The organism is Dyadobacter crusticola DSM 16708 (genome assembly GCF_000701505.1).
GTDB lineage: Bacteria > Bacteroidota > Bacteroidia > Cytophagales > Spirosomataceae > Dyadobacter > Dyadobacter crusticola.
Genome location: NZ_KL370786.1, coordinates 207,317 through 228,045, shown reverse-complemented (window position 1 = coordinate 228,045; position 20,729 = coordinate 207,317). Strand labels below are relative to the sequence as shown.

The window sequence follows — 20,729 nt, the reverse complement described above, 5'->3', positions numbered from 1 at the left end:
CGACTTATGATCGAACAATATCTGCTATCCTGGCTCATTCCGTTGATATGGCTTTTTACCAGCAGTTACGCTGTTTTTACTGTTTTGCTGTTGATTTTTTGGTCAAAAATCAAACAACCGAAAAGTCAGCTTCCAGGTACTTTACCCACTATATCCGTCATTATTCCTGTTAGGAACGAAGCTGACAACATAATGTCTCTCCTGGGGGATCTTGCCCGACAGACTTTCGCCTTGTCACAGTTTGAGGTCTTGGTTATGAACGACAATTCAACTGACCAGACCGCCACGCTTGTTCGTGATTTTGCCACAAAAAATGACTGCAACATCCAGCTGATTGATCTGCCGGACACCGCGACAACTTCACCCAAAAAACGCGCGATCGAAACGGCAATGGGCATTGCAATTGGAAAACTGATCGTCACTACCGACGGTGACTGCCGGGTTGGTCCCAACTGGCTACGTACAATTGCTGCCTGTTACGCGTTAACCAATGCAAAGCTGATCAGCTCGCCTGTTACATTCCACGGGCCCGAAACCCTGGCGGACCATTTGCAGATCGTCGAATTTTCCAGTCTGATCGGCAGCGGCGCAAGTGCGATTGAGGCGGGATATCCTTCCATGTGCAACGGCGCCAATTTGGCGTACGAAAAACAGGCGTTTTTTGATGTAAACGGATACGAAGGAGTGCGTCACATTGCCTCGGGCGACGACGAATTTTTAATGCACAAGATCGCCGCGCAATTTCCGGGCTCAGTCCGTTTCCTGAAAGACCCCGAAGCGATCGTTACCACTGCCCCGCACAAGAGATGGTCAGATTTCTTTCGTCAGAGAAAACGGTGGGCGAGCAAATGGAAACACTATCAATCCAAAACCCCGCTCATTCTCGCCATTTATGTCTTTTTGTCCAACCTCTCCATTATCCTGGCAACAGGGCTCTGGTTAGCAGGCACCATATCAACAAGCAGCTTTCTTGCATTGGCGGCTTTGAAAAATGTGCCTGAACTTATTTTCCTGGGCAGCGTATTGAAGTTCCTGCGCCAGCCGCGCTCAATCGCCTTCATTCCATTGACGCAGCTGATCTATCCTTTTTACGTCTGCTTTTTCGGCTTGGCCGCGCAGAAGCCAGAGTACCAGTGGAAGGGCCGCAAGCTGGTCTGAACAAACAAAAAAAAGTGCCCGCAAACGCGGGCACTTTTAAGTTTCACATAACGCTATAAAATCTAATTCTTACTTCTTCAAGATCTTTGTGGTGTGTCTGCCTTCCGCATTCACGACATTCACAATATAAATTCCCTGAGCAAGATTCTGAACATTCACTTTGAATTCTGTCTGGTTCGATGCCGGGGCTGCCGTATAAACCGACTTACCCGACAAGCTCACGATTTCCAGTTTTTTCACCGCAGAGAAGCTTTTTACATTTACTTCATCCTGAGTTGGATTCGGGAAAAAGCTTACTGCAAGCCTCGCGTCGCAAGTTCCGCAATCGACACTTCTGATCGCACTATATTCAAACGATTCATCGGTATCCACTTGTTGCAAACGATAGTAATAATATTTTGCTGGCGCAGTTTCGCTCGAATAAGGTGAATCAGAAAAGCTGTATTCACTTTTGTTCGGGTTATAATCAATGCGCGCCAGTGAACTGAAATTTCTTGCATCTGTTGAGCGCTGAACTACGAAGTGAGAGAAATCAGATGCTTCCGATACGACCCATTTCAGTTGATTGTTGCAATCCTTGTTCTCAGCAGTGAAGCTCGCCAGCTTAACAGGCAATGTAGTGCTTGGAGGAGGGCTGGTGTAGCAAGCACCCACCGACGAAGGATAGTTAATGCTGATCTCAGTCCATGGATCAACCGTCACACGAATTTTCGAACCTTCATTGCGCATTGATCCGAAACGATCGTCTACTTCCTCCCATTTCTCACCATTTCTTGTCCAACCTGGCCATGCAATTCCATTTCCTTCCAAGTCAACTGCCGCACCGGGGAACAGGATGCTGCCACTCAAAGGCTTGTCGCTGTCTTCCTGCACAATCTTACCTTCGCTGTTGATCCACTCGATCTTGGCTGTTTTGCCCGATGCATCAAAGTTCGAAGGTGTAACTGTGTAATCCAGGTAAGGTGCATTCTGGAAGCATTTCGTAGTTGCTTCAACAGAGATCGTTTTCACCGCCGGCTCAGGTATTGTAGGAATAAAAGGCCAGAAATGGATCTCATCGCCATTGTGAGCGAAAGTTTTCGCGATGATCTGCCCGTTGATGTTACCGTTATTCCCTTTTGTAAGCTCAGCCTGCGGTGCGAAAATCGTACCGTGAATTACACTGCCGGTCACTGTAAGCGTCTTCGTTGCATCAGGGAAGTTGTAGATCACATAACTGCCCTGTGGATCTGACAATCCGCCTACGTTCGGAAATTTAATGCTGCTGTTTCCGCCTCTGCTCGCGCAGTAAGTAGGGAAATCCACGATATTGATGATCAACCCGAACTTGCCACCATTCGCTGCATACTGCTCATCGGTGGTACCCAACTGCGGACCAGATGGAATGTTTTCGAAATTAATGTTATTGATGCTGTTCCAAACGGCTGCTGAGACGGTTAGCACATTCAGCGCATTCGGGTTTACGCGGATTTTAGGGTTTTGATCAAATTTAGACGGATCATTGTAAGGGCCCATTTCTGCGCCGCTGATCACGCCGCCATTCTGGTTCAGAATGGGAAGGTTATCAGCCAGCTCTTTTAAACGACCTGATTTTTTGATCAGAGTAGTAAATGCACCGTCGATGTCAATTTTTCCATTCTCTGTTCCAAATACGTTTTCAAAAATCGGGTTATAATCCTCACCGACTTTTTTTCCGGCCTTGAAATCGTTCACGTTCGCATTCAGCTGCATGTTGGGCTGGCTGTCCCAGCCGCCATTGATATCCGTGATGCGAATGGTAGATTCTGCATTGTTGCGGTCCTTATACCAAACTTTCAGGTTGTTAAGCGACCCGCTGTTTGGTGTTCCATTACCAATTTTCAGGTAATTCTGTCCATTGATCTGAAGTGTTCCGCTATTAAGCCTCACACCGCCCCGAACTGCAAGCCCGATCGAAACGCCATCAACGAAGAATGCGCCATGGGCTTTGTTGAAACTGATCTGATATTGGTTGGAAATTAAATTCCCTCCTACCGCGATCGGCCCTTCCGTTTCATTTGGCGAGAGTGTAAGGTCTCCTAAAACGAAGATGTTAAACCGGTGAGCGGCAGCGGTCGGACTTTGTGCCTTGGCTTGACTTATATTTAATGCAAGTGCGGCAAGAAGAGAGAGAAGTAGACGTTTGGAGAACATGTTGAGTCGAGTTTTTTAATTACTCGACGAAATTATGTCGCCTCTAAAGATCTGTAATCCTTTTTGTGACCACGGCAGTGAACTTTGGGGTAACTCTCCGATTTCCGGGGGTCTCAAAATTCAATTAATTGTACTATCTCAATATAGTACGTATATAGATCCAAAACTAAATTGCGAACAGCTCATATTTATTTCTCAGCTAAACTTGCATTTATTCTACAAAAATTAACTCATGTAGATGGTATTTGTTCTAAAATGAGCTTGAAAGCGTCTGATATGCGTTCACAACACGTTCTTAATTACCTTTTGATAATTGAACTATACCGGGATAACGTTTCTATTCACCAGACAGATATACCACCCCGAAACTGCTTTCTCATACAATTATTTGTATGCCGTCCTGCCTTTGATCTCCTTGATCTCGTTCTGCATTTCCTGCAACATCCGCATGAGCTGTTGCATATCCGACTGCGGTTCGGGCAGTTCCTTGCTGTGGAAGCTGTAATATTCCCAAAGTTCGATCACATCGGTAATCGGTACCGTGTAAGCGAAATATTGTTTGTTGAAAGATTGAAGCAGCACAGTACCGTCTGGATTGATAGTAACCTGTTTGAAAACAAAATCCTGGTCACCTCTTAAAATAACAATGCAGGGTGTTTCAGGCTTTACGGTGGTCCAGTCCTGCACATACTTGGTGATAATATCCGCTCCTTCCGGTACAGGCAGCATGGAATCCCCAACCGTAGGAAACATCCGGAACGTACCATTCTTGGGAACAGTCGGGAGGTTAAATCTTGGCAAGGTCGCCAGGAACTCGGGATCGCTGTAACCAGAACGGTATCCAGCCTTGGCGTGAACCGGAACATACTCGATATTCTCCTGCTCTTCCTTATCTACTGTAATAGCCAGTACCCGGATCTGGTCGCCTTTCATAAACAGCTCGCTTCCTTCTTCCAGATCTTTCAGCTTCTTTTCCGATAACCTGGCCAGGTCCATTTTCAGGATACTGTCAATGCTCATTCTAAAAAATTCTGAAAAATTGATCAGGTCATCGATGGTGGGATTCGCAGTTCTGCCACTTTCGTGTGCATTCAATTTTACTCTGCTGATACCCAACTTTTCAGCCAACGCTTCCTGGCTGAGTTTTTGACGAAGACGTAAGAACTTGATGTTTGCCGACCAAAAGATTTCCTGAGCTCTCATAAGTGTTGATATTTAAGAAATCAAATATAAGATATTTTTAATATCAATAAAATCCTGGCACTTATTTTTTAGAAAAAATCACGAAAAAGTTTTTGTTTAACTATTTTTGAAAAAAGTTAAACAAAATGTCATCGTATTCTATCAAGGACCTCGAACGCATTAGCAGCATGAAAGCGCACACAATACGGATATGGGAGCAGCGGTACGGCTTATTTTCGCCGGAAAGGACCGAGTCCAATATCAGGTATTACGATGACGATCAGCTTAAAAAGCTTTTGAACGTGTGCACGCTGCTGGGCCAGGGAATGAAGATTTCCAAAATCAGTCAGCTCAGCAAGACGCAAATCGCCGAAGAAATTGAACGGATCATTTCAGATTCTGCCCATGCAGATGCCCAGATTGAGGCGATCGTAAACCAGGCACTCGTTGCTGCATCGACATTCGATGGTGCCCTTTTTGAGGAAACCTTTAACCAGGCCCTGAAAAGTCTGGGAATGCGAAAAACATACGAAAAGGTGATATATCCGCTGTTGGTCCGCACCGGGCTAATGTGGATTAAAGATGATATGCTGCCCTCGCAGGAGCACTTTTTGTCAAACCTGATCCGGCAGAAGCTTTTTGCCGCCATCAACGCCCTGCCACTACCAGCACAGTCCGCCCAAAAATGGCTGCTGTTTCTGAATGAGGAGGAAGATCACGAGATAGGTTTACTTTTTGCCCATTATTTGATCCGGGAATCGGGCCAGAACGTAGTATATCTGGGTGCGCGGGTACCCTACAACGACCTCAGCAAGGTGGTGCAACAATGCCAGCCTACACACATTTATTCATTTGTAGTTAATAACCAATTCCAGGAAAAGCTTCCCGGCTTGGTGGAAAAGCTTACTTCCGACTTCAAATCCTGCAGGATCTGCATTTCGGGCGGAAGTCCGGGGATCCAGAACGCCATTTCAAAATACCCGGTGACACAGATCGCCTCTATCGATAAATTGATTGACATAATAAACAACGATGCAAAACACAGATCCTAAAAAGAATGGACACGCACACGAGATCGCGGTGATCGGCTCGGGCTTCTCAGGCCTCGCCGCTGCGGCTGTTTTGGCCAAAGACGGCGCAAAAGTGACTGTGTTTGAAAAAAATGAAACGATCGGCGGGCGCGCCCGCAGCTTCACCGAAGAAGGCTTTGTGTTTGATATGGGCCCGAGCTGGTACTGGATGCCCGATGTGTACGAGCGTTTTTTCGAACAATTCGGCAAATCAGCCGCGGACTTTTACGAGCTCAAAAAGCTTGATCCCGGGTTTGCAGTTATTTTCGGAGGGGGTGAGGTTTTGGATATTCCTGAAAACTTCGATGAGATATGCGAGCTCTTCGAAAGCATAGAAACCGGCAGTGCTACCAAACTGCGAAAGTTCATAGCCGAGGGGGAATTCAAGTACCAGGTCGGAATGCTTGATATGGTTTACAAACCCGGCCATTCAGTTACCGAGTTTTTCAGCTTTTCGCTACTGAAAAAAGCATTGAAGATCCAGCTGTTCAAGTCTTTCTCAGATCATGCAAGACAGTATTTCCGCGACCCAAGATTGCTCGCGCTGATCGAGTTCCCTGTTTTGTTTTTGGGTGCAATGCCTAAGGATACGCCTGCATTGTACAGTCTGATGAATTTCTCAGGTCTTAAACAGGGTACATACTATCCGATCGGCGGCTTTGCGAAGGTGGCCGAGGCTTTTGGAAAAGTGGCGGAAAGTGTCGGCGTTTCATTTCGCACGGGCCAAACAGTGGAAAAGCTGGAAATATCCGACGACCGCATTCGCCAGATCCGTTCCAATGGAATTATCAGGAATGTGGACGGTGTAATAGGAAGCGCCGATTATCAGCACATCGAGTCGACCCTGCTGGCGCCACAGCACAGAATGTACTCCGATTCCTACTGGGAAAGCCGCACATTCGCTCCCTCCTGCCTGCTGTTCTATCTCGGCGTAGACCGGAAAATTGGCCGTTTGAGACACCATAACCTGTTTTTCGATGAAGATTTCGAGCAACACGCTGTTGAGATATATGCAGACAAAAAGTGGCCTTCGAATCCGCTGTTCTACGTTTGTTGCCCCTCCCGAACAGACCCTACTGTGGCACCCGAAGGAAAAGAGAACATATTCGTTTTAATGCCTATTGCAACTGGGCTGACAGATCCCGAGGAAGTGAGGGAAAGTTATTTTAACTTGCTAATGGACAGGCTTGAAAAGTTTGCCGGCGTTGCGATCAGGGACCATATTATTGTTAAAAAAAGCTATTCTGTCTCCGACTTTAAAAGCGACTACAACGCCTACAAAGGCAATGCATACGGACTCGCCAATACCCTGATGCAAACCGCCATTTTCAAACCAAAAATGAGAAGTACGAAAGTAACAAACCTCTATTATGCAGGCCAGCTTACTGTTCCCGGGCCGGGAGTACCTCCTTCGATCATTTCCGGCCAGATTGCCGCTGCTGAACTACTCAAATCCCTTAACTGAATCGCACCATGAAAATGCTCTATGACAACCTATCGGCATCGTGCAGCAAAAAGACGACCCAACTATACAGTACTTCCTTTTCACTGGGAATCTATTTTCTCAAACCCGCACTCCGCGCTCCTATTTACGCTATCTACGGCTTTGTAAGGCTCGCAGACGAGATTGTTGACAGCTTCCACGACTACGATAAGGAAGCCATGATGGCAGAAATCAGGAAGGCCACTGTGGATGCGATTGAAAAGAAAATCAGCATAAACCCCATTCTGAACAGCTTTCAGCATGTAGTCAACAATTATCAGATCGAATGGGAGCTGATCGATACTTTTCTTAAAAGCATGGAAATGGACCTTCAAAAGAAAGATCACACGCGCGATACATTTCATGAATACGTACTCGGCTCGGCAGAGGTGGTCGGACTGATGTGCCTGCGCGTTTTCACAGAAGGGAACAAAGAAAGTTTCAACGAGCTTAAACCTTATGCAATGAAGCTCGGCGCTGCTTTTCAGAAGGTTAACTTTTTGCGGGACCTGAAAGCGGACTACCAGGATTTGGGGCGCACCTATTTCCCGGGAGTTAACTTTGATCACTTTTCGCACGTGGACAAAGAAATTATCCAGCAGGAAATACAGCAGGATTTCGATGAGGCGCTGATCGGCATTAAAAGGTTGCCGGGAGGAGCGCGCCGCGGGGTGTATCTGGCTTACTATTATTACAAAAAACTGTTTTTACGGATCAAGGCTACACCGCCGGAAAAGGTGATGAATGCCAGGATTCGGATTCCCGATTATGATAAACTTGGATTGATGTTTCGATCCCTGGTAAGGCACCAGTTTGACCTGTTATGACGTTGTAACCTTAGCATACAAACTGCGCTAAACCCTGATAACCCACTTAATATGGAAGATCAAGTAATACTGGTCAACGAAGAAGATGTTGAAATTGGCCTGATGCCGAAGCTGGAAGCTCACCAGAAAGGAATGCTGCACCGCGCTTTTTCGGTTTTTATATTTAATACAAAAGGCGAAATGTTGCTGCAGCGGCGCGCATTCGGCAAATACCATTCGGAAGGATTGTGGTCAAATACCTGCTGCAGTCACCCATTTCCGGAAGAATCTGCAAACCGGGCTGCTTCCCGCCGATTGCGGGAGGAAATGGGCATTTCAGCCGATCTTAATTTTCTCTATACTTTTCAATACCGCGTTCAGCTGGAAAACGGACTGACTGAAAACGAGCTGGACCATGTTTTCTGGGGTGTATCCGATGAAGAACCCCTGATTAATACCAATGAGGTAAGTGAATACAAATACATTGCAATGAGCGAACTGCAAGCAGATCTGGCGCAAAATCCGGATAATTATACCGAATGGTTCAAGATCTGCCTCGTTCCGGTTGTTGAACAAATCAAACTTAAAATCTAATCCGGCAGACCCGGGTAGCTCAACACAAATATGCCAATCTGGATCTCAAATTCGCTGATAGTAGCCGCCGCTTTTATAGGCATGGAATGTGTCGCTTGGCTGGCGCACAAGTACTTAATGCATGGATTCCTATGGTTCCTGCACCACGATCATCACCAGCGCGACGACGGTGATTTCTTTGAAAAGAATGATTACTTCTTTGTGATTTTCGCTACGCCGGGCATTACCTGTCTCGCAATTGGCCTGAACCAGGGTTTCAATTACCTTTTCTGGATAGGACTGGGTATTACGTTGTACGGATTTACCTACTTTCTGGTGCATGATGTATTTATCCACCAGCGCTTTAAAGTTTTCCGGAATACCGATTCGGTTTATCTCCGGGCGATCAGGCGAGCCCACAAGATGCATCACAAGCATTTGGGCAAACATGAAGGTGAGTGCTTTGGAATGCTGTGGGTACCTCTCAAATATTTCCGCGAAGCCAAAAAAACACTTGCCAAATGAATTACCTGTACCTGGTGGTCGACCTCGCCTCCATTTCGGTGCCGCTGCTGGCTTCTTTTCATCCCAAAATAGGCTTACACAAACATTGGAATATCCTTTGGCCGTCCCTTTTGATGTGCGCTGTCCCGTTCGTTATCTGGGACAGCTTCTTTACGCAGGCCGGTGTCTGGGGGTTTACACCGAAATACCTGACAGGCATTTACCTGGTTGGTCTTCCCATTGAAGAAATCCTCTTCTTTATCTGCATTCCGTATGCCTGTGTTTTTTCCTATTACTCTTTCAGGAAATTTCACAGAGAAAGCTTCAAGGTTCCGGCAGAGAGGTTTATTACATTGTTTTTCATCAGCCTGGCATTGGTCTCAGCTGTTTTGTTCCATGATCGCGCCTACACCTTTTCAACTTCCATCCTGCTGGCTGCATTCCTGCTGTTCCTGGCGTTTTTAGAAAAGCCGCGCTGGCTGAGTATGTTCTATTACTCGCACATGTTTCTGATCATCCCGTTCGTGATCGTGAACGGGATATTGACAGGTACCGGACTGACCGAACCTGTTGTATGGTACAACGACGCGGAGAACATCGGCGCGCGATTCCTTACCATACCTGCTGAGGATCTTTTTTACGGCATGTTGATGCTGATCCTGAATGTTTTTGTATTTGAAAAATTACTGGAAAGAAAGCTTTCGGCGGCACCCTCTAAAACGCTGGCCCGTGAGTTAAACCGATAAGCTTGTCGGTCAATGCGGGCGCATTGCTCAGAAAACGCAATGCCAGGTCAGTTGTAATGCTTCTGCCAAAAAGATTTTGCAGGTAATAGCCAGCTGTAATGCGGTTTTTGAATGCACGGTCCCATTCCCGCCGATAGTTAGCGGCCAGCTCTTCGGGTGACTGCTGCTCGCGGAAATATTTGAAGATTTCGACCGCCAGCAATTTAGAAGCCCGCATTCCCATGCTCATTCCATTGCCGCAAAGGGGTGTAATAGTGCCCGCCGCATCGCCAAGCAGGAGAATCCCATTCGAAACAGTCTGCTTTTTCTTGAAATGGACATTGCTGATTACCAGCGGCTGTTTGTACAGAAACTCTGAGTTGAGAAAATATCTTTTTAAAAAAGGATTTTTGAAAAGGACATTTTCTTCCATTTGTCTGATATCCTTCCCATTCGCGTGCAGATTTTTGGAAGTTGTCAGGTAGCAGAGACAGTATTTGTCGCCTTCCACCTTGGAGATTCCGCAGTAACCGTCTTTGAAGTTGTGCAGCTCAATGCGGTCGGCCGGGAAGTCAGTTTTGATGTGGTACTTGACTCCGATATAGTTGTTGGCATTTCCGCTTTTCGGCTCATTGATGTACTGAGGCGCATATTTTCCATAACTGCCGCAAACTACTTTTGCCTTGAAGGTACCTTGTGTAGTTTGCAGGAAAAACGCCTGCCCGGCTTGCTTTACGTCATTTACCCGGCATTCTTCCTGGATTACTACGCCGAGCTGCCTTGCCACAAGGCTCAGCTCGTGATCCAGCGTAAAGCGGCTGATCCCGAAACCTCCGGATTTCAGATCGTGATTCAGCATAAACCCGCTTTCCGAGCTGATCCCGAGTTTGCTGATCATCGGGATATCAGTCTTTTCAAACGGGAAACCCAGCTTGCGCAGGAACCCGTAGCTTTCCATGGAGATGTACTCGCCACAAACCTTATGGAACGGGTAGCGACTTTTTTCAAAAACAATAACAGACCGGTCCTGCTCAGCCAGTTGGATCGCAAGGCACAGGCCCGAAAGCCCGCCGCCAATAATGGCGCAGTCGTATTGCTTAGTCTGTGTTTCCATAAACAGTCACCTCGTGCCGAAACGCCCATTTGTTACGCACAGAATAGTTCTCTGCGCCAGCTTCCCGGATAATGGAAACCCATTCCCGTCGTTTGAAACCTCGCAATACCGAGAGTGGCGCATCGTTTTTCACCAGGTAGGATTTTGAAAAAAGCTGCGTCAGCAACCGGATCGAATAATGCGCTAATGCGTTTCTTTCCAGGTCGTTGATAATCAAAATAACCTTGTGCTTCAATGCAAATGCCACCAGGTCCGCCAGTTCACTATTGGTAAGGTGGTGACAGAATAAGCAGGCGTGAATGATATCCGCTCTTTCGATATGATTGAACAGGTTGCGGTAATCGTCGCAGATCAGGTCTATGTTCAGATTACTGATATTTTGCTTCGCATAATCAATGCAGACAGGCTTGATATCTATGCCGCAAAGTTCCAGCTGATAACCGGCTTTTTTGTTCCACGCCGCTATTCTCTTCAAGGTATCCCCTCCCCCGCAGCCGATATCGGCGAGCTTATACGCGCGGTCTTTTTTCAAAACCTTTTTTAATGCTGAAAACGAAATATCGTACCCGCCAAGCCAGTGATTTATAAAGTCAAGTTCTTTGAGGTTACGGAAAAGGTCGGCGGGCGGGATATCATCCGCATCAAGCAGCTCCTTGCGCTGGCTTCGTGACCTAAACATACCGCAGCTGCATGGTTTCAATGCTCAGGCCAGGACCGAATGCGGCGGCGAAAATCCGGTCACCCTGATGTTCCGGCCTGGCTTTTTCCAGAACTGACTTTAATACAAAAAGTACCGTTGGTGAGGACATATTCCCGTAGTCCCGCAAAACCTCGTAAGTGGGGGCAAGCAGGCATTTGTCGAGTTCAAGTGCAATCGCAAAATCGTCCACAATGCGTTTCCCGCCGGGATGTACCGCCCAATGCTGGAAATTATCCACTTTCAAACCAATGGATTGCAGCATCGGCTTGATGTTTTTACTAATCAGGTCGGGCACATAGGAAGTCAGGTTCATAATAAAACCGGTTTCCGACAGCCGCCACGCCATATCTGCATAACCATTGTGCAGGATCATCGAATTGAAGGACTCGATTTCCACCTGGTGCGCATAATCACCGGAAGGCTGCGAGGTAACCAGCGCAGCTACTGCGCCATCGCCGAAAAGCAAATTTGACAGCAGATAATCTTCATTGTATTGTTTCTGAAAGTGGATCGTGCACAGTTCCGTGCAAACCACAAGTACCGTTGCTTCCGGGTTGCTTTTGCAGATTGCATCGGCGTTTTTCAATGCAATGATCGCTGCGTTACAGCCCATGAAATTGACGCTGCTGCGCTGTATCGAAGGATTCAGATCCAGCTCACGCACCAACTCTACGTCAAGTCCCGGGGCGAAAAGGCCGGTGCAGGTCACCGTAATCAAATGCGTGATATTCGGCTTGATGGTATCGAAATTCCTGATCTTATCAATGGCTTTTCTGGAAAGCCTGGTGGCGTGCTGCTGGTACAGCTGCATACGCTGACTAAGCCCGGGCTCGGGCAGCAAATCCCAGGTTTTGTTAAAGAATTCAAATTCTGCCGGCTCTTTGTTAAAGTCACCAATGACAGAGTATCTCGTCTCAATCCCGGTTTTACCGGCTACAATCCTGATTTTGCGCTTGACGGTCAGATCATTGGTTGACCTGGAATAAAATGATGTGAGGGTTTCCTGGGAGTAACGATGATCGGGAACGGCTGTCTCAATTGCTGATAGATAACTCAAGGGAATTCTGTTAATGATAATTAAAACGATGAAACAACTATTCATACATATCGCCGCGATCCAGTTCATACGCATTGTATTACTGAAATTGGCCTGGCTACGGTCATTTTTCACCTTGTAAAACCAGGTCGCGAAGTAGATTACGATGGGGGCGAAAAACACCTGTATCATGAAAAAAATCATTCCAAGTTCCAGCGCTGTAAAATACAGGTAATAAAAAAGGTTACAGAGCAGGAACATCACCGCTGTAAACGCGAACGTACCTATGTATCCGAGCTTGTAGCTCAATGTAACTACCCCGTCTTTCAGGTCTTGCTGATGCTGGTAAATCTGCGTCAGGGGATAAGCGCCGGCGATCTGGAACGAGCAGCCTAGGAGTACAAAGCAGTTTTCCCGCGTCAGTTCCAGAGCATTTCCGGAGATACCGGCAATGGACATGTAGTAGGTAAATGCACCCTGAAAAAACACCACGGTAAGAAAGCCGGCAATGGGATATTTTTTAAGCCTGATCAAAGGTGAGCTGTACGCCCGGGAAGCTGCAATGTACAGCAGGAGACAGCCAGCAAAAAATGCATTAATAGAAAAGAAGGCGATCAGGATCGCGACTAAATCCATTAAAACAGTCAGATAGAACAGCTCAGAGGTAGGAAGCGGAGGTTTTTCGAGGCCTCCGACACTTTCCTCATCTTTGTCAATATAGCTATTGTAACCATTGCTGGCGGGATATACCAGCAAGTGAATGACCAGCAAACTAAGCAAAGCCTGGTGGTGTACAACCGTTTCGGCCTGACTGTACGCAAAAAGAAACAGCGGAAGTAGAAAAAAAGAGAATGGGATTCTCAGGAGCCTAATCGTATCGCCATGAATGAGCATGGCGTAATTTAGTAAGTAGTGAATCAAAAAAAAATAAGCCACACAGAGAGGCGTGGCTTAGTCCAGTACCAAATACAACTTACGGATTGCAGATAATCGAATTTACATTACCATAAATTACGTTTCCATTCTCAAGGATAGCGTAAGGCCTGTAGAAGATTTTTTTTAGCTCAGGAGTAACGATTTCAAATACACCAAAAATTTTGACGGCGGCAGCGTCACTCATCATTATTTTCTTGTCATTCACAGTAGGAAGGAGACCTGCACTGGTGAGGTCTGCATTGACCCTGACAATTCCATGCTCCACCACAGGTACCGTACCCAGCGATCCAAATGTGTAGTTATAAATGACAACATTAAAGGCTAGACTCGCGCTTGCCGAACTGAATGCCGTCACCGGCTGTTCCGAAGGCTCCTCAGGCACCACGTGGTCGTCGCAGGAAAATGCCATTAGAAAAATCGACAGAAATAGGCAAAGCGCTGTGGCCGTCTTCTTCAAAGTAAAAAACCTTGCGTTCATGAGTTGTTTTTAAGTTACGTTTTCCAGCAATTTAGGCTCTTCCGGTTTTCGCGTTCAACTCCGGCACTGTCGCGATTATTCTTCGGCAATCGTGCATTTATTCTCCGGCTGGTTTGTTCAAGTTCTTAGCAAGTACTTCTCAGAATCAAAGTATCTGACACATCCAAATTGAAAGCCAGGAACATGTCTGCTGCGCTGAATAACTTTCGACAGCTTCATCCTGATCTAAACCAAGATCGCTTAACACATATCGGAACAGTATGATATTCCTTTTAATAAGTACTATTTCGAATATTATTCAGAAAAATAGTAATATTGCAGAATGAGCAACATTGAATTGGTACTGGACAAGACGGACCTGCATATACTACGCCTCATGCAGGAGAATGCGCGGATCACCAATGCAGATCTGGCACGTGAGCTGGAAATGGCGCCTTCTGCGGTTTTGGAGAGGGTGAAGAAACTGGAACAAAGGAACGTGATCCGGCAATACACTACCCGCATTGATCCCGCCGCACTCCGCCAGACCCTGCTCGCGTTTATCTCCATCAAGTCGGCAGAGGGAATGGGCAGTAATGCGACCGCCAAAGAACTGGCCAAAATACCGGAAGTACAGGAAGTGCATCACATTGCCGGCGATGACTGCTACCTCGTCAAGGTACGTACTTTCGACTCGGCTTCGCTGATGGAGCTGATGCGCAACTCGTTTAGCAAGATTCCGAAGATCATTTCAACGCGCACTACGATCGTCCTGGAAACCGTCAAAGAAGAACAACTATTAGTCATTCCTGAAAAATAAAATCGCATGAAAACGGCAGACAGAACTCCATCAACCGCCCTGGTTGTACTGGCTTATGCAACAGTTTACATTGTATGGGGCTCCACCTATTTCTTTATTCAAAAGGCACTTGCAGGCTTGCCGCCATTCTTTTTGGGAGCAGTGCGCTTCGTAGCAGCCGGGTTGATTATGCTCACGTGGAGCATTGTGCAGGGAGATAAGGTGTTTTCCCGCAAGGCAATCAAGCCCGCCATTGTAACCGGCTTACTGCTGCTTTTCGTCGGGAATGGGATCGTGATATGGGTGGAACAGTTCCTCCCCAGCGCCATGGTAGCTATTATGGTATCCTCTGCCCCACTCTGGTTTGTCCTGCTGGACCAGCCGAAATGGGCGCAGAATTTCAGCAACAAAGCGACCATAGTTGGACTACTGATTGGCTTCGCGGGTGTTATCCTGCTTTTCAGCGAAAAAATAATGGCGTCGATGAGCTCTCTCAACAGTTCACGGGATCTCTTTGCGATGTTCCTGGTAGTACTCGGTTCAATGGCCTGGGCTGGCGGATCTTTGTATTCCAAATACAACTCGGGCTCTACGTCGGCGACGGTCAATTCAACCTGGCAGATGTTTGCGGCAGGCATTGCATTCACACCTGGTATTTTCCTGTCGGGAGAACTTGAAGGTTTCAACCCCGCCACAGTACCTGCAAGCGCCTGGGGCGCTTTGATTTACCTGATTATTTTTGGTTCAATTGCAGGTTATAGTGCCTATGTTTGGCTGCTGAAAGTGCAGCCCGCTACCAAAGTGAGCACTTATGCATACGTGAATCCCGTAGTAGCTGTTCTGCTAGGGATATTTTTCGCGAAAGAAAGCATTAGTTTAATGCAGATTGCAGGCCTGGTCGTGATCCTTGGAAGTGTGTTACTGATTAATTTGCACCAATACCGAAAACCCAAAGTACTCGCTACGAACGCAGCTTAAATGAAATGGATCACCAGAGAAAAGCCCAAAATCGATCGCCTCGCCTGCCCGTGGCTGATCAAACGGTTTATTGATCCCGAAGCTGAAATCATATATGTACCGGAAAATGAGGTGATCAGAATGGCAGAAGCGCTTTCTGCGACTCCGTTTGACGTGGCAGGTGTGGAATTTACGCATTATGAAGACCAATGTACTTTTGATTATTTCATCAAAAAGTACCAACTGAAAGATCCCGCACTTGCGCGCATGGCGGCGATCGTACGCGGTGCGGATACTGACGATCATACCCAGTCACCGCAATCTTCCGGGCTTTGGGCGATATCTGCCGGACTCGCTTATAACACACCGGATGATCATGAGCTGCTGGAAAAAGCCACGTTTATCTACGATGCATTGTACAGCTGGGCCAGCCATTTGCAAAAGGAAAAGCACGCTCAAAGTCCTGCCGAGCACCTTTTACTTCAAATCTATCATACTTACCTCGAAAATAAAGACCAGAAGAAAGGCAAGACACCGGCGTGGACCAAAGAGCTGAAAAGCCTCATTCAGGATCACCTGGATACCAATTTGAATCTCACGCTCAAAGCGGCTTCGGAAGAGCTGGATGTAAACCCCGCCTACTTGTCAAGGGAATTTTCACGCTACTTTGATAATCTGTCTTTTGGCGACTACATCCGAAAAATGCGTATTGAAAAAGCGATCGAGTACCTGGCTTCTTCTGAAAACAGCCTGGCCGAGATTGCATACCTGACCGGCTTCTCCGATCAGAGCCACTTCAACCGGATTTTTAAACAACATACCGGAAAAACACCCTCTGCTTACAAGAAATTCTTGCTAAAAAGTAAAGGAAATACAAAAGGTTAAAAACGTCCTATCTTTCCCGCCAGCGCCTTTTTAGTATTGCAGACATATTTATCAATGTCTAAAAATTTAAAAAGCCAATGTCACTCCCGAGACTCTTTTTACTTCTGTTTACTGTTCTCTCTGCTGTTACAGCCGCATTCCCCCAAACACCACCGCCGGTTACTTACCCGAGGATCGCGGGCTATGTAGGTATCCTGCACCCGATTGTCACATTCAGTGAAGAAGGTACGGTTACCAACTTTAAAGACTACTATGTGGTTGGACTGCCTACGGGCATTAACATTTGGAAAAGTCCGCGCATCGGCTTTTCAGCGGAATTTGTACCGCTTGTACGCGCGGAAAACGGGACGAGCAGAATGGCCAACTTCCTTTTTCACCCGGGCGTCCTGGTAACACTTGCTCCGGGACTGACCTTTGCTGGCCGCGCCGCGTTTGAAACTTCGGGCAGGTACGGATTTACGCCGGTTTTGAATAAGATTGTCAAGAAAAATAAACACAGTGGCTATTTTGTAGCGGTACCTCTGCCTTTTCGTTTCGGAAATGGTCACCCGTTTTCGTTAACAGCCGGTTTTCAGTTCGGTATTACTTTCTGATATCAACCACAAAGCGTCAGATCGGATACTCTTTCTACCTCTGATATATCCCCATTGCGGCGGATGAGCATAATAATCCGCTCAAAGTCGATGAGCCTTGCTACTTCAAATGCGATAATACCAACAAAGCTCTTTCCCTTGCTCCGGAATTTCAGCCTCTTGATTTTCGCGCCTTCAACCGATTCTACTGTTGACGTAATTTTGTGCAAGCTCGCTGCATTGCGGTAGTTAATCCTTAAAAGAAAAGTATCGTTCATTTGGATTTTTATTTAGATGATGGCTAATCTGGATTCCTTGTGAAATGCGGGTGCCGCTTCGTAAATGCCGGTTAAAACCTGTACGATGTAATCCACTTCGGCGAAGGTGTTGAGCTTACTGAATGAGAAGCGCACATTCTCCTTGTTTTTCTGACAAGGCAGCGCGGCGATCACGTGCGAAGTACCCTGGCTTGAACAGGCACTTCCGCCCGAAGCAGCAATGCCCGCCTCATTCAGCTTTTCTACAATGCTGCCGGCAGGCAAACAGGGGAATGAAGCATTTAGTACATTGGGAATGCTGTTTTCAATCGACTTGCTGTCTCCATTGTAACAGATACCTTCTATCCCGCTGATCGCGAGCTTTGAAATGAGGTACTGTTTCAGTTTACCGACGAGCTGCTGATTTTCATCCAGGTCACGGTAAGCTACTTCCAGCGCACGCGCCAATCCTACGATGCCGATCACATTCTCGGTACCACCGCGCTGGCCACGCTCCTGTCCGCCGCCCAGGATCAATGGTGCTATCTTGTGTTTTTTGTTGATATAAATAAATCCGGCGCCTTTTGGCCCGTGAAACTTATGCGCCGAACCCACGAGAAAATCGATCTTTTCGCGGCTCAGATCAAACCGGATTTTGCCGATTGTCTGAGTGGTGTCGGTGTGGAATACAGCATGATAACGTTGAGCAAGAATGCTGATCGCGTGGATATCGGTCAGGTTGCCAATTTCATTGTTGGCATGCATCAAGCTGATCAATGTCCGTGGGTTGGCACGCAGCAGGTTTTCCAGATGATACAGATCGACATTGCCACGCTCGTCGAGACGAACAAAGCTGATCTCGATATCTCCCTCCTTCTCGTGCCAGGCAAGTGTTTGTAAAACTGCCTTATGCTCTATTTTGCTGGTAATTACGTGACTGATTTCATAGGCGCGGATCGTCCCGGTCAGTGCCAGGTTATTCGCTTCGGTTGCACCCGACGTGAAGTAGATCTCAGCAGGCGAAGCGCCGAGCAGCGCCGCCACGGTCCTGCGTGCACTGTCGACGCCTTCTTTGGCTTTTGTGCCCGCCCAATGCGTGGAAGATGGATTCCCGTAGTTCTCGGATAGGTACGGAATGATTGCGTCGATTACCTCGGGATCAAGCGCTGTGGTAGCGGCATTGTCACAATAGATTTTCATACTTTCAAATGCTTTAATTTGGTTTTAGTCTCAGCCAAATACATGATTACAGGCAAACATCATTGATGAAGCAGCGCAAACCGGCGCAGCCTGTACTCAATCAATTCAATACACTCGTAATCCGGTGGCTGGATTTTAGATTTATCAATAGAATTAGGTTGGGGCACCTTAAAAAGTCATAGGTTGCCAGAAGATCTTAGAGCCTAACCTCTCCCTTCCTTCTTTATAAATCTACTAATTCGATAGACAAAGATGAAATAAAGAAACTGAATATCCAAATGCGCATTCAAAAAGACAAAAAAAAATTCGGCGTCAGCGAGCAGCTACTTGCCTGGTGACGCCGAATGATAATTATCCATTCCAATCTTAGTTATTAAGTACGGCCGCTGGTTCGTACCCTTTTTTCAGTAAAGCCGAAAGCTCGCCGATTGTGATCGCGAAGTTGCTGTTTTTGGCAAGATTCGTAAACTCCCGGATCTTTCTGGTGATCAGAGCAACTCCACGGTACGGATTGATCATCAATTTCCGGTTACTGCCTGCTGCTTCGCCCGATTGTAGTCATAAAACCATTTGAATGTCTTGTCATAATCCTCTGCACCTACGCGCTTGTACCATTCTTCGTATTTAGCGACCAGCTTTTTAGCTGTCTCAGGCTGTTTTTCAAATTGATCATATAACTCCGAGCGGTCTTTCTCCACATCATACAACTGCCACTTTTCAGTTTTTTCAGCAACCAGCTTCCATTTACCATCGCGGATCGCTCTGTTACCTTCGTGCTCCCAGAAGATCGGTTTTTTTCGGTTGATCGGCTTGCCTGTAAATGCAGGCTTCAAGCTTGCGCCTTCCAGCGGCAGGATTTTCTTCCCATTGAACTCCGCCGGATAAGTCGCCCCGCCCAGGTCCACCAATGTCGCCATGATATCAATGATATGCGCAGGCTGTTTTTCAAACTTCCCGTTGCGCGAAGCGGGAATACCTGCCGGCCACGAGATAATGCCCGGCGAGGAAATACCGCCTTCGTGGGTGTGATGCTTGTAAGCCCAGAATGGTGTACAAGCCGCCTCCGCCCATCCTTGTCCCAGGAACACGGTCGACTGTGAATCACCGGGCTTTTCGCCCTCATACCTGCCCTCCATACCCGGCTCCGCATTGCCTCCATTATCCGAAACAAACAGGATTACCGTATCGTCAAACACGCCACGCTTCTTCAAGCCCGCAACCAGGTGGCCAATGCTTTTGTCCAGCCGGTAGATAACTGCTGCGTAAATCGCCATCATATCGTCGTAACGCTTCTTATCCGCGTCGCTCAGGCTTTCCCACCGCGGAATGTTCGGGTTCGCAGGTGGCAATTTCCAGGAAGGATCCATGAGACCGAGCCGGATCTGCTTTTCGTAGCGCTCCTGCCGCAGCTTCTCCCAGCCTTTCAGGTATTTTCCCCTGAACTTCGCGATATCTTCTTCCGGTGCCTGTAATGGAAAATGGGGTGCATTGTGTGCCAGGTAGAGCAGAAAAGGCTTTTTTTCTTCCAATGCATTGTCAATAAAGCGCAATCCGAAGTCTGTCCACAAATCAGTAGTATACCAGTTGGCAGGTAGTTGATCCGAATCGTTGGCCAGCTCTTCTCCGTTCAGGAATATTTTCGCATTCTTGCCGTCGCCGTAGTAAAAGCCGCCCGCGGGCGCATTCAGTGACTTGTCGAATCCGCGTTTCCAGGGCACAGTACCGTGTGGCTGACCCACGTGCCACTTGCCTGTCATGGCGGTGAAGTAGCCTGCACTTTTCATTACCTCGGCAATGGTAACCGACTTATCATTCAGCTGGCCGCGGTAAGCGGGATGATCTGCGCCTTTATCGTCCATCATGTGACCGATTCCTGCCTGGTGGCTGTACACGCCGGTTAGCAGGGCCGCTCTGGTGGGGCAGCAACGCGCTGTGTTATAGAAGCTTGTCAATCTTACACCATTCTGCGCCAGCTTATCCAGGTTAGGTGTCGGGATCTCGCTTCCGTAGCAGCCCAGGTCCGCATACCCCAGATCGTCGGCGAGAATAACAATTATATTCGGCTTTTTTTGGCCAAAAGCAAAACCTGTGGCCAGCAGGAAGCCTGCCACCAGGAGTGACTTAAAAAGTTTGTAGTACATAT

The 20,729-nt window shown here is 47.2% G+C and carries 21 protein-coding genes and 1 riboswitch; of the genes, 11 read left to right on the top strand and 10 right to left on the bottom strand.

Going from position 1 to position 20,729, the window contains the following annotated elements; genetic code table 11:
* The first annotated feature begins 6 nt into the window (after window positions 1–6).
* A complete protein-coding gene (locus Q369_RS0123000; protein ID WP_031530075.1) occupies window positions 7–1,158 on the top strand; it encodes a glycosyltransferase family 2 protein in 1,152 nt (383 codons plus the stop codon).
* A gap of 69 nt (window positions 1,159–1,227) precedes the next feature.
* On the opposite strand, the gene Q369_RS0122995 is transcribed toward Q369_RS0123000, so the two are convergent.
* Window positions 1,228–3,330: a choice-of-anchor A family protein gene (locus Q369_RS0122995; RefSeq protein WP_031530074.1), complete on the bottom strand. Its 2,103-nt coding sequence runs from the start codon at window positions 3,328–3,330 to the stop codon at window positions 1,228–1,230.
* Between the two features lie 384 nt (window positions 3,331–3,714).
* A complete protein-coding gene (locus Q369_RS0122990; protein ID WP_031530073.1) occupies window positions 3,715–4,533 on the bottom strand; it encodes an XRE family transcriptional regulator in 819 nt (272 codons plus the stop codon).
* Between the two features lie 125 nt (window positions 4,534–4,658).
* Here Q369_RS0122990 and Q369_RS0122985 point away from each other — a divergent pair, with 125 nt between their 5' ends.
* The 6 genes from Q369_RS0122985 to Q369_RS0122960 are packed head-to-tail and all read left to right on the top strand — an operon-like array spanning window position 4,659 to window position 9,694.
* On the top strand, window positions 4,659–5,564 hold the full coding sequence (locus Q369_RS0122985) for a MerR family transcriptional regulator (RefSeq protein ID WP_031530072.1): 906 nt from the start codon (window positions 4,659–4,661) through the stop codon (window positions 5,562–5,564).
* The gene (gene crtID / locus Q369_RS0122980; protein WP_031530071.1) at window positions 5,545–7,047 is read left to right on the top strand and encodes a bifunctional phytoene desaturase/3,4-desaturase; all 1,503 of its coding nucleotides are present in this window, start codon (window positions 5,545–5,547) and stop codon (window positions 7,045–7,047) included. Before Q369_RS0122985 ends, crtID begins: the two co-directional genes overlap by 20 nt.
* An 8-nt stretch (window positions 7,048–7,055) precedes the next feature.
* Window positions 7,056–7,892, top strand: coding sequence for a phytoene/squalene synthase family protein (locus Q369_RS0122975; RefSeq protein ID WP_031530070.1), 837 nt, complete (start codon window positions 7,056–7,058; stop codon window positions 7,890–7,892).
* Between the two features lie 51 nt (window positions 7,893–7,943).
* Complete coding sequence (gene idi / locus Q369_RS0122970; RefSeq protein WP_031530069.1) at window positions 7,944–8,465, top strand: isopentenyl-diphosphate Delta-isomerase; 522 nt, start codon at window positions 7,944–7,946, stop codon at window positions 8,463–8,465.
* A 30-nt stretch (window positions 8,466–8,495) separates the two neighbouring features.
* Window positions 8,496–8,969, top strand: coding sequence for a sterol desaturase family protein (locus Q369_RS0122965; RefSeq protein WP_031530068.1), 474 nt, complete (start codon window positions 8,496–8,498; stop codon window positions 8,967–8,969).
* Entirely contained in the window at window positions 8,966–9,694 is a 729-nt protein-coding gene (locus Q369_RS0122960) for a lycopene cyclase domain-containing protein (RefSeq protein WP_031530067.1), read from the top strand. The genes Q369_RS0122965 and Q369_RS0122960 overlap by 4 nt, the downstream gene beginning before the upstream one ends.
* On the opposite strand, the gene Q369_RS0122955 is transcribed toward Q369_RS0122960, so the two are convergent.
* The 4 genes from Q369_RS0122955 to Q369_RS0122940 all read right to left on the bottom strand — a co-directional run bounded on the left by Q369_RS0122955 (window position 9,663) and on the right by Q369_RS0122940 (window position 13,937).
* Complete coding sequence (locus tag Q369_RS0122955) at window positions 9,663–10,787, bottom strand: NAD(P)/FAD-dependent oxidoreductase (RefSeq protein ID WP_031530066.1); 1,125 nt, start codon at window positions 10,785–10,787, stop codon at window positions 9,663–9,665. The genes Q369_RS0122960 and Q369_RS0122955 overlap by 32 nt on opposite strands.
* A complete protein-coding gene (locus Q369_RS0122950) occupies window positions 10,771–11,466 on the bottom strand; it encodes a methyltransferase domain-containing protein (RefSeq protein WP_031530065.1) in 696 nt (231 codons plus the stop codon). Before Q369_RS0122950 ends, Q369_RS0122955 begins: the two co-directional genes overlap by 17 nt.
* Window positions 11,459–13,417 (bottom strand): UbiA family prenyltransferase, encoded by a 1,959-nt coding sequence (locus Q369_RS0122945; RefSeq protein WP_031530064.1) that lies wholly within the window; start codon window positions 13,415–13,417, stop codon window positions 11,459–11,461. Before Q369_RS0122945 ends, Q369_RS0122950 begins: the two co-directional genes overlap by 8 nt.
* A 79-nt stretch (window positions 13,418–13,496) precedes the next feature.
* The gene (locus Q369_RS0122940; RefSeq protein ID WP_157488288.1) at window positions 13,497–13,937 is read right to left on the bottom strand and encodes a hypothetical protein; all 441 of its coding nucleotides are present in this window, start codon (window positions 13,935–13,937) and stop codon (window positions 13,497–13,499) included.
* A gap of 322 nt (window positions 13,938–14,259) precedes the next feature.
* Here Q369_RS0122940 and Q369_RS0122935 point away from each other — a divergent pair, with 322 nt between their 5' ends.
* The 4 genes from Q369_RS0122935 to Q369_RS0122920 all read left to right on the top strand — a co-directional run bounded on the left by Q369_RS0122935 (window position 14,260) and on the right by Q369_RS0122920 (window position 17,150).
* On the top strand, window positions 14,260–14,736 hold the full coding sequence (locus Q369_RS0122935) for an Lrp/AsnC family transcriptional regulator (RefSeq protein ID WP_031530062.1): 477 nt from the start codon (window positions 14,260–14,262) through the stop codon (window positions 14,734–14,736).
* 6 nt (window positions 14,737–14,742) lie between these two features.
* The gene (locus Q369_RS29170; protein WP_031530061.1) at window positions 14,743–15,693 is read left to right on the top strand and encodes an EamA family transporter; all 951 of its coding nucleotides are present in this window, start codon (window positions 14,743–14,745) and stop codon (window positions 15,691–15,693) included.
* A complete protein-coding gene (locus tag Q369_RS29165; RefSeq protein WP_031530060.1) occupies window positions 15,694–16,557 on the top strand; it encodes a chromate resistance protein ChrB domain-containing protein in 864 nt (287 codons plus the stop codon).
* A gap of 77 nt (window positions 16,558–16,634) precedes the next feature.
* A complete protein-coding gene (locus Q369_RS0122920; RefSeq protein WP_031530059.1) occupies window positions 16,635–17,150 on the top strand; it encodes a hypothetical protein in 516 nt (171 codons plus the stop codon).
* Between the two features lie 2 nt (window positions 17,151–17,152).
* Here the strand turns inward: Q369_RS0122920 and Q369_RS0122915 are convergent, their stop codons facing one another.
* The 4 genes from Q369_RS0122915 to Q369_RS0122900 form a co-directional block, all read right to left on the bottom strand.
* Complete coding sequence (locus tag Q369_RS0122915; protein WP_031530058.1) at window positions 17,153–17,407, bottom strand: hypothetical protein; 255 nt, start codon at window positions 17,405–17,407, stop codon at window positions 17,153–17,155.
* Window positions 17,408–17,419: 12 nt separating this feature from the next.
* The gene (locus Q369_RS0122910) at window positions 17,420–18,586 is read right to left on the bottom strand and encodes a cysteine desulfurase family protein (RefSeq protein WP_035333773.1); all 1,167 of its coding nucleotides are present in this window, start codon (window positions 18,584–18,586) and stop codon (window positions 17,420–17,422) included.
* A 138-nt stretch (window positions 18,587–18,724) separates the two neighbouring features.
* Window positions 18,725–18,818: riboswitch (SAM riboswitch) on the bottom strand.
* A 134-nt stretch (window positions 18,819–18,952) separates the two neighbouring features.
* Window positions 18,953–19,105, bottom strand: coding sequence for a hypothetical protein (locus tag Q369_RS29160; protein ID WP_157488287.1), 153 nt, complete (start codon window positions 19,103–19,105; stop codon window positions 18,953–18,955).
* Window positions 19,105–20,727, bottom strand: coding sequence for an arylsulfatase (locus Q369_RS0122900; RefSeq protein ID WP_031530056.1), 1,623 nt, complete (start codon window positions 20,725–20,727; stop codon window positions 19,105–19,107). The genes Q369_RS29160 and Q369_RS0122900 overlap by 1 nt, the downstream gene beginning before the upstream one ends.
* Window positions 20,728–20,729 lie beyond the last annotated feature (2 nt).

Bases quoted from the DNA above. Each gene is read 5' to 3' on its own strand.
- Q369_RS0122950 (WP_031530065.1), bottom strand. From the start codon at position 11,466: ATGTTTAGGTCACGAAGCCAGCGCAAGGAGCTGCTTGATGCGGATGAT.
- Q369_RS0122965 (WP_031530068.1), top strand. From the start codon at position 8,496: ATGCCAATCTGGATCTCAAATTCGCTGATAGTAGCCGCCGCTTTTATA.
- Q369_RS0122920 (WP_031530059.1), top strand. From the start codon at position 16,635: ATGTCACTCCCGAGACTCTTTTTACTTCTGTTTACTGTTCTCTCTGCT.
- Q369_RS29160 (WP_157488287.1), bottom strand. From the start codon at position 19,105: ATGATCAATCCGTACCGTGGAGTTGCTCTGATCACCAGAAAGATCCGG.
- Q369_RS0122910 (WP_035333773.1), bottom strand. From the start codon at position 18,586: ATGAAAATCTATTGTGACAATGCCGCTACCACAGCGCTTGATCCCGAG.
- Q369_RS29170 (WP_031530061.1), top strand. From the start codon at position 14,743: ATGAAAACGGCAGACAGAACTCCATCAACCGCCCTGGTTGTACTGGCT.
- Q369_RS0122995 (WP_031530074.1), bottom strand. From the start codon at position 3,330: ATGTTCTCCAAACGTCTACTTCTCTCTCTTCTTGCCGCACTTGCATTA.
- Q369_RS0122960 (WP_031530067.1), top strand. From the start codon at position 8,966: ATGAATTACCTGTACCTGGTGGTCGACCTCGCCTCCATTTCGGTGCCG.
- Q369_RS0122900 (WP_031530056.1), bottom strand. From the start codon at position 20,727: ATGTACTACAAACTTTTTAAGTCACTCCTGGTGGCAGGCTTCCTGCTG.
- Q369_RS0122935 (WP_031530062.1), top strand. From the start codon at position 14,260: ATGAGCAACATTGAATTGGTACTGGACAAGACGGACCTGCATATACTA.
- crtID (WP_031530071.1), top strand. From the start codon at position 5,545: ATGCAAAACACAGATCCTAAAAAGAATGGACACGCACACGAGATCGCG.
- Q369_RS0122945 (WP_031530064.1), bottom strand. From the start codon at position 13,417: ATGCTCATTCATGGCGATACGATTAGGCTCCTGAGAATCCCATTCTCT.
- Q369_RS0122940 (WP_157488288.1), bottom strand. From the start codon at position 13,937: ATGAACGCAAGGTTTTTTACTTTGAAGAAGACGGCCACAGCGCTTTGC.
- idi (WP_031530069.1), top strand. From the start codon at position 7,944: ATGGAAGATCAAGTAATACTGGTCAACGAAGAAGATGTTGAAATTGGC.
- Q369_RS0122990 (WP_031530073.1), bottom strand. From the start codon at position 4,533: ATGAGAGCTCAGGAAATCTTTTGGTCGGCAAACATCAAGTTCTTACGT.
- Q369_RS0122985 (WP_031530072.1), top strand. From the start codon at position 4,659: ATGTCATCGTATTCTATCAAGGACCTCGAACGCATTAGCAGCATGAAA.
- Q369_RS29165 (WP_031530060.1), top strand. From the start codon at position 15,694: ATGAAATGGATCACCAGAGAAAAGCCCAAAATCGATCGCCTCGCCTGC.
- Q369_RS0122915 (WP_031530058.1), bottom strand. From the start codon at position 17,407: ATGAACGATACTTTTCTTTTAAGGATTAACTACCGCAATGCAGCGAGC.
- Q369_RS0123000 (WP_031530075.1), top strand. From the start codon at position 7: ATGATCGAACAATATCTGCTATCCTGGCTCATTCCGTTGATATGGCTT.
- Q369_RS0122955 (WP_031530066.1), bottom strand. From the start codon at position 10,787: ATGGAAACACAGACTAAGCAATACGACTGCGCCATTATTGGCGGCGGG.
- Q369_RS0122975 (WP_031530070.1), top strand. From the start codon at position 7,056: ATGAAAATGCTCTATGACAACCTATCGGCATCGTGCAGCAAAAAGACG.